A 15,900-nucleotide genomic window follows, 5' to 3' on the forward strand; every position below is an offset into this window, starting at 1 on the left:
GTTCTCACCACTTCGCCCGTACTCCGACACTACCCTGCGAGGGAGGAGGCGTGCTGGCGATAGAGCTTTTCGACATCCGCTTCCGTCACGGTGATCTCACGAATAAATCCCGTGTGCGTCCGTTCATAGGCGATGGTGCCTGCCAGTTCCGGATGGTGATGAATCGCCCGGGAAATCGCCCGCTTCTCGGCGTCGGAGAGTCCCTGCAGTTCGGACGACCAACGGGTCTGCGTTTCGACCACCAACGATTCCAGTCGCGGATCAAAGGCATCGTAATCGGCCATGAACGACCACTCGCATCTGAGGGAATGGATGTTGAACACGAAGTCTAACCGGCACCGGTCGATGCGTCGAGACCCCGGATTCCCCAAACTTCCCCTTCTGATTGTGTCTGTCCCCGACGGGCGGACAAGCGGAACTTCCGGTGTTCCTTTCGAAATTCCCCGCTGGCAATATGATGAGTCTGTCTCATGTCCATTTTGAAGCAGCGATTGACGGTTCACATGGTTGATCTGCAGGTGCGGCTGAATCGACTTCAGCTGCGAAATCCGATACTCGTGGCGTCCGGAACATTCGGCTATGCGCGGGAGATGACTCCGTTCGTCGATTTCTCGAAGATCGGCGGCATCATTCCGAAGACGGTCACCCCCGCTCCCCGGCCGGGGAATCCTCCACCCCGCACGGTCGAAACCTCTTCGGGGATGCTGAATTCCATCGGTCTCGATAACGACGGACTGGACACGTTCATCACCAAACACCTGCCGTATCTCCTCACGCTGGAGGCCCCGGTGTTTGCCAATATCGCGGGCAAGACCGTGGAGGACTTTGCCGTGATGGCGGGCCGTCTGGCGGAGTTCACCGGACTCGCCGGCATCGAGCTGAACATTTCGTGCCCCAACGTCAGCGGCGGTGTCGATCTGGGCACCAACCCCGATTCCACCCGCGCCGTCGTGGCGGCTGCCCGGGGTGCGTGTGATCTGCCGATCGTCGCCAAGCTGACACCCAACGTCACCGACATTACCGCCATCGCCCAGGCAGCCGCCGAGGGGGGAGCCGACGCCGTTTCACTCGTCAACACCTATCAGGGAATGGCGATCAACTGGCGACGGCGACGAGCCGTGCTCGGGAATGTGCTGGGGGGGCTGAGTGGCCCTGCCATCAAGCCGCTCGCCCTGCGCTGCGTCTATCTGGTGGCGAAATCGGTCAATGTCCCGATCATCGGCATCGGGGGGATCAACTCCATCGACGATGTCATGGAGTTTCTGGTGGCGGGGGCCACGGCGGTGCAGATCGGGACCGCGAACTTCTATAACCCGGGGCTCTCGTCCCGACTGGTCGACGAACTCAGCTCCACGCTAGCTGCCGAGAAGGTCAGCTCGGTCCGCGAGATTGTCCGGACGCTGGCCGGGCTCCCTCCCCGCAGCTGCCAGTAGCGGTCACCACGTCGCGACCTGCTTTGCCCGGATGCTGCAAACGAAGAAACGCCCGCCGACGACATCAGGGGCGTTTCCTGTTGATGACATCAAACACCGGTCGAGGGCATCGGCGATACCGCGCTCAGCGCTGGGCAGCCTCAGCGGCCGGTTCTTCAAAGCTGGCCTGTTCGACGACCATGGCCCGGGGTGCGGGTGACTTCGGCTTCGAGGCATCCGTCAGTGACTGCTGCATCGTGAGCGCCAGTTCCTCATCCTTCTGAGCTTCGGCAACCTGACCGTTCGTGCGACGTTGCTCAGCACGCTGGCGATAGGCTGCGATCACGCCGGAATCAAATCGCTTGGCGGCGACGTAATCTTCGATCGCGGCATCGAGGTTCCCCTGCTGAACGTGCGCATCACCACGCAGGGAGCGGGCTTCGTGAATTTCTCCAGCTTCGATTGCCTGGGTGCAGGCGGAAATGACGAGATCCAGTTGTCCTGACCGCATCGCCAGCCGGGCCTGCCCCATCAACGCCGGGAGGGATTTGGGATTGGCTTTCAGAGCCTGCTCAAAGGCCTTCACGGCCTCGTCATCGCGATTCTTCAGCAGCAGATGTTCTCCCAGACTGGTCCAGAGATCGGCATTGCCGGGGGACTTCTGCAATCGCTGCGTCAGTTCCCCATAGGTGGTGACCCAGTTGATATGGTCCAGATCGGCCTGTGCGGCCTGTTCCTGTCCGCTTGCTTCGTAGGCTTCCGCCCGGAGAACATAATGCGGCAACTGCTGTGGCTGCAGTGCGATTGCCTTCGTCAGGTCGGCGGCTGCTTCTGCAGGACGATTCAGTTTCAGGTTGGCGCGAGCCCGGTTGGTGATCGCGTTGATGTATTTAGGGTCGATCGACAGGGCTTTGTCGAATGACTGCACAGCCGCTTCCGCTTCACCCAACTGAATCTGCGCGAAGCCGAGATTATTGTGGGCGTCCACATATTCGGGGTTGATTCGAAGGGCGGTTTCGAAATCACGAACCGCTGCCTTGTGATTCCCCAGAGCAATCGCCACCAGTCCCCGATTGTTGTAGGGCTGGGCATAGGCAAGATCGAGACTGATGGCCTGCGTGAAATCCGCATCCGCCTGCGGATAATGCTTCAGCAGCATCAGAAAATAGCCGCGAGTGTTCAGCAGCTTCGGATTTTCCTGATCCAGCTGAATGGCTGCCGACAGATCATTAATTGCCGCCGGCAGGAAGCGGGCCTCTCCCAGAATCGCCGCCCGTCGCACATAGGCTTCAGCACGCTGCGGTGCCTGTTGAATCGCGAGCGTCAACTGTTTGACTGCATCGTTGGGCTGGCCGGACTGCAGCAGTTTGTCGCTGGCAGTCAGCAGTTCTTCATAGGGAACAGTCGGGACAGGCTGGGCAGCGGCAGCGGGAGTTGGTCCCGCAGCGGGCTGCTCGAACGCCTTCACCGGAGCGGATGCCTGAGCATCAACGTGATCGCCTGCCTGACCACAGCCGGCGACAGCACAGGATAAAGTCACGGCAAGGAAAGTGCGCTTCATGGCTCGTTCCAGTCCATTGAATTCAAGTGAGCCGGAGCAGACTTCATGTCTGCAGGCAGAAGGGGAGAGGCGGGTGGGAGCGGGGTTGTATGACTTGAGGCAAAATTCGGTCAATTGGAATTTTGGGAAGTGCAGCGAATCCGGTGTTTAACCGGACGGGGTCCACGCCGTCCCGGGCGATCCCCAGTGGACCAGTCGCCGCGCAGGAAGCGTTCCGGACCGTGAAATGCTGACATCCGCGCTGAGGACGGGGGGAGTTAAAACGCCAAATGCGCCAGGCGGGGGCTGCTCAGAGGAAGCAGCTCAAAAAAAGAGGCAGCCGCCGGACGGGCCTGACCGGCGGCTGCTCGAACTTGCTGCCAGTGCGGGCCAACGCTGACAGCATCTCTATTTTCGGCACATCGCCCCTCCCGCGGCAAGGACTCATCACCCTGCAATTCCGAGGACTCACATTTTACACAAGTCGGCTCTTGCAAAAGAACTTACAGCACTCGCGACAACCGGAATCGAATTTCATCAGAATTACAAACTCGTCAGGAAATCTCACTTTTTATCTGACGGAGGTCGCTGCTCCTCTCATTTCCAGCTGTGAATGCATGATGGCGATTGCGGTTTACAAGGTGACACGGCACTCTCATCAATCGATGACCGAAGATGGACACACATGAGATCCCTGGCCATGACCGCTCCCGACGCCAATTCGCAGTCCGCTCTTCCCCCAGGAAAGGAAGTGGAGGTCTACTTCGACGGGGCCTGCCCCCTCTGCCGCCGGGAAATTGCCCTGCTCCGCAACTGGGACCGGCAGCAACGCATCGAATTCACCGACATCGCGAACCCGCAGTTTCAGCCCGCTGCGCTCGGGCTGTCCGCCAGGGCGCTGATGGACGAGATTCATGCTCGGCTGGCAGATGGCACGATCATTCGGGGGGTCGAAGTCTTTCGAAGGTTGTATACCGCGGTCGGCTGGGGATGGCTGGTCGCGCTGACCCGACTCCCCGGAATGCGACAGTTGCTCGACTGGGGCTATCGGATCTTTGCGAGGAACCGACTCCGCCTGACCGGTCGGTGTTCGACAGACGGCTGCCGGATCGATCCTTCCCAGCCATTGGATCGATGAGACCCATTCAACGGCAATCGAGCTCTGCCCCGGTTCAGCCCGTGCATGGGGGGGGAAGGTTTCAGCACCGAAGTGCCGTGTCCAGTACTCGGGTTGCTCTCCATCGGGTCTGTGTGGAAGCCTTCTGATTGAAGCTCCGTCCGTAGCCGCTGGTTACGGACGCATCAGCCCGAAGACACCGACACTCTCCGGTCTTCGGACAGGGTTGGCTGGTCGCGTGACGGGGGTCTTGCCGAGGACAAATGCCACAATCACCCCCGCTGCAAATCCGCCGATATGAGCCCACCACGCCACGTTGCTGGCTTCTGGTCCGGCAATGGCCGTCCCCTGCCAGAGCTGCATCAGAAACCAGATTCCCAGAAAGAGAGGGGCGGGCAGCACCATAATCTGAATGATCACAAAGAGGGGGACAATCGCCTGCACATGGGCCCGCGGATACCAGACGAAGTACGCTCCCATCACACCGGCGATCGCTCCGCTGGCACCGATAGTCGGAATGGTGGAGTTCATGGCCGTAAAGTAATGCACGAAGCTCGCGACCGCTCCACACCCCAGATAGAAGAGGAGATAGCCCAGGTGCCCGAACCGGTCTTCGATATTGTCTCCAAAGATCAGCAGAAACCACATGTTGCCGATGAGGTGCATCCAGCTGCCGTGCAGGAACACGCAGGTGACCGTCGTCAGGATCGGCGAAACCGCAGGCGGCGCCGCCACCCGCTTGACCTCCCGCATCCGCTCCCCCTGAGCGGTCCGCTCGGGAACCAGATCCGTCAGCACAATTTCTTCCCCAGGGCGGTGGATTCGTGCGGGGATCATCCCATAGCGCTCCACCAGTGACGGACTGTTGGGATCTTCCTTCAGTTGCATGAAGAACACGACACAGCAGATCGCCACGAGGGCGTAGTTCACAAACGGGACAGTTCGCGAGGGGATGTTGTCTCGTAACGGGATCATAGGGTAAGCAGCCCGCAGTTTCAGGATCCGGTGTGATGCAGCGGGGGAAGAGCCCGCCGCGGGTGTTGTCACATCAGCCCCTTACTTATCTGATTTCTTCAGTGTGCAAAGCCCAAATTCCACGGAAGAAAGCAGATAAGCCTGTTTTGTTGCAGCGAGTTCTCCTTCGGCATAGGATGATCACCCTGCGGCCAGATGTTGTCCGCAACTTCACATTTCCGAAATTCCATCACCGGCTGACAGTCCTCAGTGGCGGTTCAACGATGGCGGGCGTTCCGGAAAGTCGTACACTTCCAGTTGTTACGTCGAGACACTCCCTGGAGCGGTCCCGCCGGCTGTCCGGAGGCGATCCCAGCTCAGGAGCGGGTCAGGCGGGGGACTTCGGTCCCCGATTCAGATTCACACGATCGTTGACGAGTTCACTCATGGGGTGCGTAACGGCACTGCTGATCTGGTTGATGGCGTTTGTGCGTCGGCTTGTCCTCAAGCCGATTCAGGCGCTCACCCTCCCCTCAGCGAACACCGTTACCTGGTGCCGGTTGGTGCCGGATTCAGACAGGTCTCCGTCATTGCTGCTGCAATGCGGGCCGCTGGTCCGGTCTGCCGAACGGCCTGAACGCGCTCCGGATGGCACTCTGGCGCCCCGTGGAACAGGTTCCGCCTACTGGCCTTTTTCCGGGCGGATCACGAATCAGTTTCACTGGAAGTTCGGCTGTTCCTGAACACCCGCATCCGTCGCCTGCCTGCTTACCCAGGCTGCAGGACTCTCAACGCCGGATTTGAGGGTCAATATGCTCAGCTCGACATTGATCGCCGTCTTCGCCCTGCTGTTTGGGGGGGTGGCCGGCTATTTCATCGATCAGGTGCGCAAGGGAAAATCGCACCGCACCGCCGCCGATATCCTGAAAGATGCCCAGCGCGACGCGGAGAAGATCCGCCGCGAAAATGAGCTCGAAATGAAGGAAGCCGCCCTCAAGCAGCGGCAGCAGCTCGACCGCGAGCTGGAACAGACCCGCGAAGCCCTCCGCCAGCAGGAGCGACAGGTCGACAAACGCGAAAACTCGCTCAATGAGACCGAGAACAATCTCAAAAAGCGGGAGCGGATGGTCGAACAGCAGCAGCAGCGGATCAACGAACGGAGCAAGTTCATCGAGAACCGCGAACGCGAAATCGAAAAGCTGCTCCAGCAGGAACAGGAAGAACTCTACAAGATCAGCTCCCTCACCAAGCAGGAAGCCGAAGAGCGGCTCCTCGGGCGGCTCGATAAACAGCTGCGCAGCGAGACCGGCAGCCTGGTGCTCAAGTATCAGCAGGAACTCAAGCAGGAACAGGAGAAGCTGGCCCGCGAGATCGTCGGAATGGCAATCCAGCGGTACGCCTCTGCCCACACGTCGGAAACCACCGTCGCCACCGTCGACATTCCCAGCGATGAAATGAAAGGCCGGATCATCGGCCGCGAAGGTCGGAACATCCGCGCGTTTGAGAAAGAGACCGGTGTCGACGTGATCGTCGACGACACTCCGGGAGTGGTGGTCGTCTCCGCCTTTGATACGGTCCGTCGTGAAATCGCCAAGATCGCCCTGCAGAAGCTGCTGCAGGATGGACGCATTCACCCGGCGCGCATCGAGGAAATCGTCAACGAGACCAAGAAAGAAATGGATGAGCGGATTCTGCAGCTGGGACGCGTGGCCGCCGAAGAAGCGGGCGTTCCCAACCTGCATGAGAAGCTGCTGTATCTGATGGGTCGACTTCATTTCCGGGTCAGCTACAGCCAGAACGTGCTGCGGCACTCGGTCGAGGTGGCGCACCTCACCGGAATGATGGCCGAACAACTGGGACTCGACGCCCAGATGGCCCGTCGCTGCGGCTTCTGTCACGACATCGGCAAAGCGGCCGATCACGAAATGGAAGGGGGGCATCCGGCCATTGGGGCCGAGCTGCTCAAACGGTATGGGGAACCGGCGGAGGTGGTGCACGCCGCTCTCGGCCATCACGATGACATTCGGCCGGAATACATCAACACGGTGTTGACCGCTGCCGCCGATGCCTGCTCGGCATCTCGTCCCGGTTCCCGTCGCGAGACGCTCGAAAAGTATGTCCGGCGACTGGAAGAGCTGGAAGCGATTGCCTGCGGCTTCCCCGGCGTCAATGAGGTCTATGCCGTTCAGGCGGGACGCGAAGTCCGCGTGCTGGTCGACCCCAAGCAGATCAACGACCGGGCCGCCGCAAAAATGGCACGGGAAATTGCTCAGGCTGTCGAAGAAAACATGACCTACCCCGGTGAGGTGAAAGTGGTGGTCATGCGTGAGATCCGCGCGATTGGCGTGGCCAAGTAACGCGGCAGCGGGGACGTTGCGACTCGATCGCCTCCCCCCGCGCTGACCATCAAACCTGCTCTCGCCCCCTGCTCTGATGCGGGGGCCAGGGCAAGTTGCTCTTTTCGGTCCATCGCACAGCTGGCCATGCGTGTGGTGAAATACTGACTCCCGCGTGACAGGGAGGGAGCCATCAAAAGTCAAAATGCTCTACAGGCCGGCGCGGATCGTCTTCTCCAGGATGTCGCACACCTCATCAATTTCCTGATCGCTGATCACCCCCAGCGGAGGGAGCAGTCGGACGCGCGTCGGATCGGCACCCGCCGAAAACGTCATGACCCCCGCCTGATAGAGCTGGTTCATGAACTTCCGGGTCGCCTCCGCCGCGCCGCCGTAGACGGTGAATGCAAGCATTCCACCCAGTCCCCACGGACCGGCAAAACGGTTGGGCCACTGCTGCTGAATCCGTTCGAAGTGTTCCACAAACCGACGGTGCAACTGCATGATCCGTCCGTCATCACCGAAGTAGCCTCCCGATTGCAAACGTTCGAGCAGCGAACGGGCTGCCAGAATGGAAGCGGTCGCCCCGGTAAATGTCTGACTGATCAGCCCGGCTTTCGGCTTCAGCTCACTTCGGAATAACGTCGCACAGATCTGGGTGATTTTCCCCACGGTGACCACGTCCGCAAAGTCGTCGAGTCCCAGATGCTGAAACGCGAAGGGGCGGGTCGTTCGTCCGAAGGTTTGAATTTCATCGAAGAAAATCGGGATCTGATGCTCCCGCAACTGGGAGAGAATCGCCACGAAGAAATCGCGAGGTGCGGTGTAGTACCCCCCTTCCCCCTGGATCAGTTCCAGAATCATTCCCGCGTGGCGACCAGGGTAACGCTGCAGATGTTCTCGCAACCGCCCGACAGCCACCCGGCCACTCTCCTCCGGCGCTGTGGCATCAAAGAATGGGACATAGTCCACCGCGCCGAAGGGAGGGAGGCCTTCCCGATTTTTGGGACGATCCGTCACCTGCGACATCGCCAGCGTTCGCCCCGCAAAGCAGTTGGCAAAGGCCAGCATGCGGTCTGCCGGAGCGCGCTTCTGAAACAGAAGCTTGAACGCATTCTCGTTGGCGGTTGCTCCGCTGGTTGTCAGGAAGCAGTGCGAGAGCGCGCTGCCGCCGTCACGGGCGAGCCCGATCAGATCGCGGCAAAGAGCTTCTGACTCGCGGTTCTGTTGCAGGTTCCCCTGCATGATTGTGTCGCCCAGCGCAGCATCGAAGGCCGCAGCCGCGAACTCCGGATCGCTGTGCCCGAAGCCATGCACGCCAATGCCGGTGATCATGTCATACTTCACGCTCCCATCCGCAAGTTCGACCAGTGCACCGTGGCCAATCCCACTCCCGAGATACGGATAAAACAGACTGCCGCCGCGCAGCTCCGCAAACTCTTCGATCTCCCGTGCGTAGTCCGCCACTCGCGATGCATCGGCCTCGCGGAGCCCCGTCAACTGCTGACGATGATCCCGCAACGCTGACAGCAGCAGTTCGCGGGCCTGCCGGACGCGCGGATCGCGGGCCAGCAGATCTGCCTGTAAAGGAGAGGAAGTCATGGAGCACTCCGCCAATTGAGTGAGGCAGTAATTCTGCAACGTCCAATCATACGCCGGCGACCGGGGCAGTTTGAGAGCATTTTATCGATTCGAGATCGCCTCGCGCTGCCTCGCCTGCGCGGTCGATCGCTTCCAGATGGTCCGTATTCTCGCGAGTGGCCGCCGTGGTGAATTCCTTCCCCCCAAGTCCGCATCCGCTCGAGCGGTTTGCTCTGGCCTGTGCCCGCGCAGCCAGCGTTTTGCATGGTGAAATGCTCATCTCCGCGTGGAGAGAACGAATCCATCACAAGTCAAACTGCGCTAACGCGAGGCGGCTTGCAGAAACGGCAGTTCAAGAGTCCCATCCGCCAGCCGCATCAGAAACAGCGCGGTCAGCCGGGCCCGTTCCGGCAGACTGTCGAGCAGGACAAATTCCTCGTGGCTGTGAATCTTGCCGCCACGAACGCCGAGGGTATCGACATTGGGAACGCCGCAGGCCGCCAGCCGGTTCCCATCACACACGCCCCCACTCGCTTCGCTGCTCAACTCCAGACCGAGTTCATGGCCGCAGTGAATGAGCCCCTGCAACAACTCGGAAGCTGGCTCGTTGACGATTTTGGGCGGGGCGGTGAACGCGCCATGCACTTCCGCCGAGAGCCCATCGCTCCACTTCTGTCCGGCCAGAATCTGTTGAACGGCATCGAGCACCAGCTGTTCGTGCTGACGATCGGTGCAGCGGACGTTCCACCGTACCACCGCGAGATCGGGCACGATATTCAAAGGCCCTCCTCCGTCGATGCGGGCGACATTCAGTGTCACCCCCTCCCAGGTTCCGTTCAGTCCATCCAGCAGCGACGCGATCCGGGCAGCGGCTGCAATCGCGTTTCTTCCCTGTTCGAAATCCCGTCCCGCATGGGCCGACCGTCCGCGCACGACAATCGAGAAATTCCCCGCCCCTTTCCGCGATGACACCAGATTGCCATTCGGGAGAGCCGGTTCGAACAGGAGCCCCAGCTGCACCTGACCGGCCACTTTCTGAAAGAGCGGAGTCGACCCGGGTGAGCCGATCTCTTCATCCGAATTGACGATCACCTGCCAGCCCAGTCGCTTTTTCTTCTTGGCCGCCACGAACCTTTCGAAGGCAGTGAGAGCCGCCAGCATCACCACCAGCCCCCCTTTGGCATCCGTCACACCGGGGCCGTTCAGCGTGTTGCTGTCGAGCATCTTCACGGAATGAAAGGGACTGTCCGGACCGTAGACCGTGTCGAGGTGAATCGCGAGCAAAACCTGCAAGGGAGCCCGCGGACGGCATTGCACCCGCAGATTTCTGCCCAAGGGAAGTGCCACCAGCCGACCGCCGGCATCGATGATTTCATGCGCGGCGGAATCGTGCAGCGTGACGGTTCCCAGATCCGCAAAACTTGAGGAGAGGAGCGGCAGCAGCCGGTTGATCCCCTCCAGATTCAACGTCCCCGTATTGATGTTCGACCAGCGGCACAGCAGATCGACCAGCGTCGGTTGCTGGGCATCAATCCAGGAGAGGTAAGGCTCGTATGCAGACGTCACCGACTCACCCACGACGGAACACCTTCCGGAACAATGCAGTCGGCCCCTCGCACTCGGCAGCCGGGCGCACAGCTCACCGCAGCCGGCTTTGCACTCGGGGTCGCTGCACCAGAAGTCTAGGACATTTCGTCGATTGGTCTACCCGTGTTGACCCGACCACAGCGGAGGGGGCCGGCGGCAGCCGCAGTGTGACGTTCAATCTGCCGAACATCACTCGCATTTCTCAGGAGGAGTCCCGGATTCTGGCCGACGTGGTGGCGAATGAACTGAACCGCTGGGGGTCGAGGAGGTGATGTTGCCGCGTGTCTTCTGAACCATTCTTAAATGCTTTCCCTTTACCCATCCTTCATGCCGCATGCCTCGTTCCGTCCATTGCACGCGACTCCATTTCGCATTTCGTTGCGACAGCCAGACAATCTCCCCACGGTGCAATGTTGCAACTTTCATCCCTTTCTTCCGAGGCGTAGACCGCACCGTCACTCGCGCTGAGATGATCGCCGTATTGTCACAATTAAATAAGTGGAACTCCTGACAATGAATGTGCTGGATGATAACAGATGGCTTGTCGTCCGAGATCTCGCGAATTCTGTTGTACAATTCCTCGTAGTAGATATCGAAATGCAATTTCAGAACGTGTAGAATCATGGCTCCAATGAGGCCGTGCCGTTTACACACGTTCCGCAGCCACTGCCAAAACAGAGCAACCCTCTGAAGAGGAGTGGATACCGTGAACTCTTGCGACTGCCTGAGTGTATCAACCTCCTCACGAATCTCGCGGAGCTCCACTCCCATTCCTGGATTGCCGTCTTCTAACGTTTCCTCCATCGTCTCTAGGATATCCACCAGAGAATTTGTGAACGGCCACTTCGTGTGCAATTCATGTATTTCTCTCAGTCTTTCTCTCGCCTTTGCCAACTCACTGACGATGGAGTTTTGTGTGGCGAACTGACTCGCCGCTATGTCGTTGAGCCATCCTGTGGATGAAGCGATAATGGACCGAGAAGGTTGGATCACCTGTTCAGCCAGGGACCCCCGCACGGCAAGATGGCTCGCGGGGATGAATCGAAACGATTCTGTCACCCGTGCTGCAATTGAGTTTCGAATCTCAAGATTAAGTGCCTCTGCACCACTTAACCGTTCAATAGCTGAAGCGGGTATGGATCGAGACGCCTCAGCGAACCGCGTGACCCGGCGATTAATCTCCGACTGCACTGCCGCCATCCCACGCGCAATATTGTCGATCGCTTTTCTGTGCTCGGAAAGGATCGAGTTTTCCTGAGCATCACCCCATACTGGATGCTGTGGCAATCCAAGGGGCTGGTTTGAATTCGATATTTCTTCCGCCAGCAACCCTCGTAAAGATGGTGATCTTAAAAGCTCTCGTTGAGCTCTTATCAACTTAGAAGCGTCTTCAATAAATTTTGAACCGAATGTGGAAAGAGGATCAATCATTTCACGTCCCGCTCATTTCGAAAAAGTTCTTGAAGTTACGGGGAAGATTATACAACATTGCCGATGATGTGGCATGCGCACACTCACGGAACCAGCGGCAGCTGAAGCGGCACGGTAGAACGGCGCTCGCCTCGATCACCTGCTCAAAATCGAGTGGGGCAGAGAGACCGGCGACAAGTTCTATTCCGACTGCGATCTACCCGCCCCAACATGGAGTCAGACGATTTACTCGCCCGGTGTCAGCGATTCTGGTTCGAACAGCCATCGCAGGGACCGGTCCCGTTGAGTTGTTCGAACTCACCAGTAGCGGCCTCTGTGGTAGGCCGCTTGTGTTATCGGGTCATAGAAATAAATGACCCCTCCCCCATCAGGTTCGACAGGGCCATGCATTTCAAGGAGAGTCGAAGGGGTCTCCCATCCGGTCGCCTCGAACTTCCGTTGGAATTCTGAGCGAATCAGGGTTCTGGTGTCAGAAGCGGAAGCGACTGGACTCGCGCGCGGAGGCGATGGCAGTTCCTCACGAGGAATTGCCGAATGCTCACCCGATCTTTTCCAGAGGCCCTCGACGAACGCCTGCAGGTCGGATTCCGGGATCGAATACCTTGCCCAGTGTCCGGTAGGATCTTTTCTCAGCGTAATCGCCGTGGCAGTGGGGGGCAAAAATCGTTCAATGCGGAAGTCTTTCACCTCGGATGCCGTGGCGAATTCGAATGTCCCAAAGCGGAATCTGTCGACGATCCCCATGATTCCCAGGCAGGAGGGGACAAAGAGCAGAACGCCCAGCAGCGACGAGATCATCAGAGTGCGGCGCCGTCGCCACTTCCACGCAGGAGCCCTCGCAGTCAGGAATGCAATCAGGGCCAGCAGGAGTGCAAACGTAATCTGGGCAGGCAAAACGATGGGCCAGAGCATGCAATCTTCCGGGCCTGAACAGGGGGTGTTGACGTGCCTCGCCTTGAGAGCAGCAATTCGGCCAGCGAGGACCGCTCGACAGAGAGGGTCTGGAAAGGGGAGCTGGCTGTCAGGGGGTCGCTCTCGAGTTATATTCTCCGAGGCGACTTGTTTCCGGCATGTGTTCCCGCAGCTGAAATGCTGGACGCTCATGGGAATTAACATAGGCAGCGAGATCGAGAGCCTCCTGCTCTGTCAGATCTGTTTCATCAAGAGGCATCGAAACCTTGAGCCAGGAGGCAAGTTTAATGACGTCCGCCAGGCCCGCTCCGTCGTTGAAGGAGCGCTTCCCCCAGACGGGCGGATTGTCGTTGTCCCCTTGGCCATCATCACCATGACATGCGGCACAGCGAGTGGTATAGAGGTCCTTTCCGCGAGCCTGATCCGCCATCTCCAAATCGAGTTTCAGGACCGGAACCGCAGATGGCCCCAGAGAACTCTTGCCGTTCATTTTCAGTGGCTGGTCTTCCGAGAGCCAGGTAATGTAGGCAGCAATCGACACAGAGACCTCGCTGCCAAGTGGAGGTCGCGTTCCATGACAGCTCCGCATGAAACAGTTCAGGATTCGGTCCTCAAGAGTGATCACCCGTTGTTCACGGGGCGACCACGCCGGGTAAGCAGTGGCCACCCCGAGAAAGGTGGCTGCTCTCGGATCCGTGCCGTTCTTCAAATGGCACGAGGTGCAATTGAGAGCATTCCCGATATATGGTTTGGTGAGGGGGTGTGAGGTGGTCTGCTCAACCAGCGTGCGTCCTCGCTCGATCACCTCTCCCAGAGGCCCCTCAGGCAGAGCCCTTGCCCCGGGCGGGGGATTCTCTGCGAATACAAAAGGACACAGCTCAAGTCCTAAGACAGTGATGCAGAGAGAGGCCGCCAGAAAATGAGTCCGGTTCCACAAGGCAAGATCCTTTCGGCAACCCGGCATTGAAAAACTCCTGCTCCAATCGGCCGGTGGGAAGGCCACTGCCATACGTCACCCTCGGGACGACTGCCAGTGCGGGGGGGGGGGGGGGGAACAGAACCCCGTTAAGTTGACGGTCTTCAGGATACCCGATGGGAGCTTCAGTTTCCTGCGAATTCATTCCGCAACAATTCTACAGCAAACGCTGCAGCCCGGACTTTCTGATCCGCATTTCGAGCGAACAGGGCCATGACTCATTGTTCCACACCGGAATTCCCGGAGCGTTCCCAATGCGGATGCAGAAAGGAAACCAGAAGGCATCTACAGCGTTTTGACTTTTGATTGTCTCTCTCTTTCACCACCCGGAAGCCAGCGTTTCACCAGACGATACGCTTGCTGCGTGGGCAGTGGAAAGAGCAACCTGATCAAGATGACGAGCCGGCTGAAAGAGTGTCGATTCGGTCACGACTTCCAGACAGAACCATTCGCGGCAGGGAAGGAGTCAGCGGGGCAACGTCGAGTGTGACCGGCAGGCAAAGCGATTGGCCTCAACGGGCATTCGTCAACGCAGCGGCCGCCGCTGTCGACAGACACGCCGACAACGTACGCGAAGCACTACCCAGTCACGAGCACCGGCAATCCGTCGATGCGGCTCTGCGTCGATGACCTGCTGATGTATTCAGATCCGAGTTGACATGGCCGACGTAGGGTCACTGCAGGAAATCGGACGAGACAAATGCGGACCTGCCGTTGAAGGGGCCGGATTGCAAGCGAACCTCAGTACAGAATATGCCGATGTCAACAACGCGGCAGGATGTCCCTGATGGGGTCTCTTTCACTGCGCCAGTCAGCACAAGGGCATTGAGACCCTACAGATCCTTTGCCCGGCTGAGCTTCATCATGCGGTCATAAGCGTCCCTGGTGAATGCAATTGGGACTTCGCTGCCGTTCTTCATTCGCAGGGTGGCAGTTTCGCCGACTTTAATGCTCCGGTGAGAATTGGCCCCGGAATGTGAACCTGGCCAGCTGAACCAGAGAAACAGCAGTCCGGCGAGAATGCAGCCGCCCAAAAACTCGTCACGTTTAGAAGTCGCCATCGGTCACCCCAAGGGGTTGCCGCCTGCCGTGGCGTGGTCAATAAAAAACCTCGGATGCGAAAAACGGATTCCGTGTTCAACCCTTCCGCGCAAAGGCACGCGGAAATTTTTGACGGTTTCCGATTGTGGGCGTTTCCGCTTCCACCATCCGAGGTGATCGGGAATTTCCCGATGTTTCCATTGGCGGCTTGGAAATCACAAGCCGTTGCCGTACAGTATGTTACGGCCAAGTCGAGAGAACAAGACGTCATTTGAACTTTTCATCGGCGAGTTTGAACGCTGGAGGCCAGAAGATTGGCGATTGGCTTCTTCGTGCAACTCCTGACTCCGTTTAGATTTCGCTTCGTGATTCCAGCGTTTTTCTCGCTCCTCCCAACCCGTTGCGATCTTGATTTTGTCGGCCCCGGAGCACTGCATCCGATCTTGAGGCGGCAGCGCCCCACCATAAAATGAAGTCGGCACTTCGTTGATCTCTTCAGCCTGCATACCAGGCTGATTTTTGTTCCTTCCTCGGGAACTCAAACACAAGAGGACCCTTCGGCGTTTCTGTCGAGTTCGCTTTCCAACATCGGTGCTTCGTTCTGACCGGCAGGCTTTCGTTTGGGCCTGTCTGCAAGGACGAAACAACAAACGATGGAGGAAACATGAACAAGAAGAAACGTGATTCGAAGGAGTGGCGGAAGCGAAGGGCAAGAGACATGGCTTTGGACATGGCGCAGCGTCGACTGATTTCACTCGGCTGGGTTTGTCTCCTGGCGTTTGGAGTCTGGGCGCTGGCTCTGTCCAAGCTCTAGCTTTTTGCTTCCGTCGGCCTGGGTAATCCCCAGGCCATTTTTGCAGATTACCAGCCGTGCTCGCATGGCTGATTCAATATCGCATTCAACCGAATTTCTCAGTCCGCATTGTCGGGCTGATCTGTTCCTTCCTCGGGAACGCAAACACAAGAGGGCCTTCGGAACAGAGTTCTTCTCCATCGCAGCGGTGCTTTCGTTC

At 58.7% G+C, this 15,900-nt stretch carries 14 protein-coding genes; 4 read left to right on the forward strand and 10 right to left on the reverse strand.

Annotation, left to right across the window (positions count from 1 at the left end):
- Window positions 1-29: 29 nt before the first annotated feature.
- A complete protein-coding gene (locus SH664x_RS18330; protein WP_437203338.1) occupies window positions 30-284 on the reverse strand; it encodes a hypothetical protein in 255 nt (84 codons plus the stop codon).
- Window positions 285-470: 186 nt separating this feature from the next.
- On the opposite strand from SH664x_RS18330, the gene SH664x_RS18335 reads away from it, so the two are divergent.
- Window positions 471-1,433 carry a dihydroorotate dehydrogenase gene (locus tag SH664x_RS18335; protein WP_437203340.1) on the forward strand — a complete coding sequence of 321 codons (963 nt, stop codon included), beginning with the start codon at window positions 471-473 and terminating at the stop codon, window positions 1,431-1,433.
- Window positions 1,434-1,557: 124 nt separating this feature from the next.
- On the opposite strand, the gene SH664x_RS18340 is transcribed toward SH664x_RS18335, so the two are convergent.
- Window positions 1,558-2,973, reverse strand: a complete 1,416-nt coding sequence (locus SH664x_RS18340; RefSeq protein WP_437203341.1) for a tetratricopeptide repeat protein — start codon at window positions 2,971-2,973, stop codon at window positions 1,558-1,560.
- A 664-nt stretch (window positions 2,974-3,637) separates the two neighbouring features.
- Between SH664x_RS18340 and SH664x_RS18345 the strand changes: the two genes are divergently transcribed.
- Entirely contained in the window at window positions 3,638-4,090 is a 453-nt protein-coding gene (locus SH664x_RS18345; RefSeq protein WP_437203343.1) for a thiol-disulfide oxidoreductase DCC family protein, read from the forward strand.
- A gap of 153 nt (window positions 4,091-4,243) precedes the next feature.
- Here the strand turns inward: SH664x_RS18345 and SH664x_RS18350 are convergent, their stop codons facing one another.
- A complete protein-coding gene (locus tag SH664x_RS18350; RefSeq protein ID WP_437203345.1) occupies window positions 4,244-5,044 on the reverse strand; it encodes a rhomboid family intramembrane serine protease in 801 nt (266 codons plus the stop codon).
- A gap of 791 nt (window positions 5,045-5,835) precedes the next feature.
- Between SH664x_RS18350 and rny the strand changes: the two genes are divergently transcribed.
- Window positions 5,836-7,380, forward strand: coding sequence for a ribonuclease Y (gene rny / locus SH664x_RS18355; RefSeq protein WP_437203347.1), 1,545 nt, complete (start codon window positions 5,836-5,838; stop codon window positions 7,378-7,380).
- Window positions 7,381-7,569: 189 nt separating this feature from the next.
- Here the strand turns inward: rny and SH664x_RS18360 are convergent, their stop codons facing one another.
- From SH664x_RS18360 to SH664x_RS18390, 7 genes are all read right to left on the reverse strand, one after another.
- Complete coding sequence (locus SH664x_RS18360) at window positions 7,570-8,961, reverse strand: aminotransferase class III-fold pyridoxal phosphate-dependent enzyme (RefSeq protein ID WP_437203349.1); 1,392 nt, start codon at window positions 8,959-8,961, stop codon at window positions 7,570-7,572.
- A gap of 300 nt (window positions 8,962-9,261) precedes the next feature.
- Window positions 9,262-10,506, reverse strand: a complete 1,245-nt coding sequence (locus SH664x_RS18365; protein WP_437203350.1) for a hydrolase — start codon at window positions 10,504-10,506, stop codon at window positions 9,262-9,264.
- A 210-nt stretch (window positions 10,507-10,716) separates the two neighbouring features.
- Window positions 10,717-11,958 (reverse strand): hypothetical protein, encoded by a 1,242-nt coding sequence (locus SH664x_RS18370; RefSeq protein ID WP_437203351.1) that lies wholly within the window; start codon window positions 11,956-11,958, stop codon window positions 10,717-10,719.
- A 297-nt stretch (window positions 11,959-12,255) separates the two neighbouring features.
- Window positions 12,256-12,870: a hypothetical protein gene (locus SH664x_RS18375; RefSeq protein ID WP_437203353.1), complete on the reverse strand. Its 615-nt coding sequence runs from the start codon at window positions 12,868-12,870 to the stop codon at window positions 12,256-12,258.
- A 109-nt stretch (window positions 12,871-12,979) separates the two neighbouring features.
- A complete protein-coding gene (locus SH664x_RS18380) occupies window positions 12,980-13,879 on the reverse strand; it encodes a c-type cytochrome (protein WP_437203355.1) in 900 nt (299 codons plus the stop codon).
- An 800-nt stretch (window positions 13,880-14,679) separates the two neighbouring features.
- The gene (locus tag SH664x_RS18385) at window positions 14,680-14,907 is read right to left on the reverse strand and encodes a hypothetical protein (protein WP_437203357.1); all 228 of its coding nucleotides are present in this window, start codon (window positions 14,905-14,907) and stop codon (window positions 14,680-14,682) included.
- A 195-nt stretch (window positions 14,908-15,102) separates the two neighbouring features.
- A complete protein-coding gene (locus SH664x_RS18390; RefSeq protein WP_437203359.1) occupies window positions 15,103-15,393 on the reverse strand; it encodes a hypothetical protein in 291 nt (96 codons plus the stop codon).
- Window positions 15,394-15,551: 158 nt separating this feature from the next.
- Here SH664x_RS18390 and SH664x_RS18395 point away from each other — a divergent pair, with 158 nt between their 5' ends.
- Window positions 15,552-15,701: a hypothetical protein gene (locus tag SH664x_RS18395; protein ID WP_437203361.1), complete on the forward strand. Its 150-nt coding sequence runs from the start codon at window positions 15,552-15,554 to the stop codon at window positions 15,699-15,701.
- Window positions 15,702-15,900 lie beyond the last annotated feature (199 nt).

The sequence above is a fragment of the Planctomicrobium aquicomposti genome, from assembly GCF_051466325.1.
In the GTDB taxonomy this organism is placed as follows: Bacteria; Planctomycetota; Planctomycetia; order Planctomycetales; family Planctomycetaceae; genus Planctomicrobium.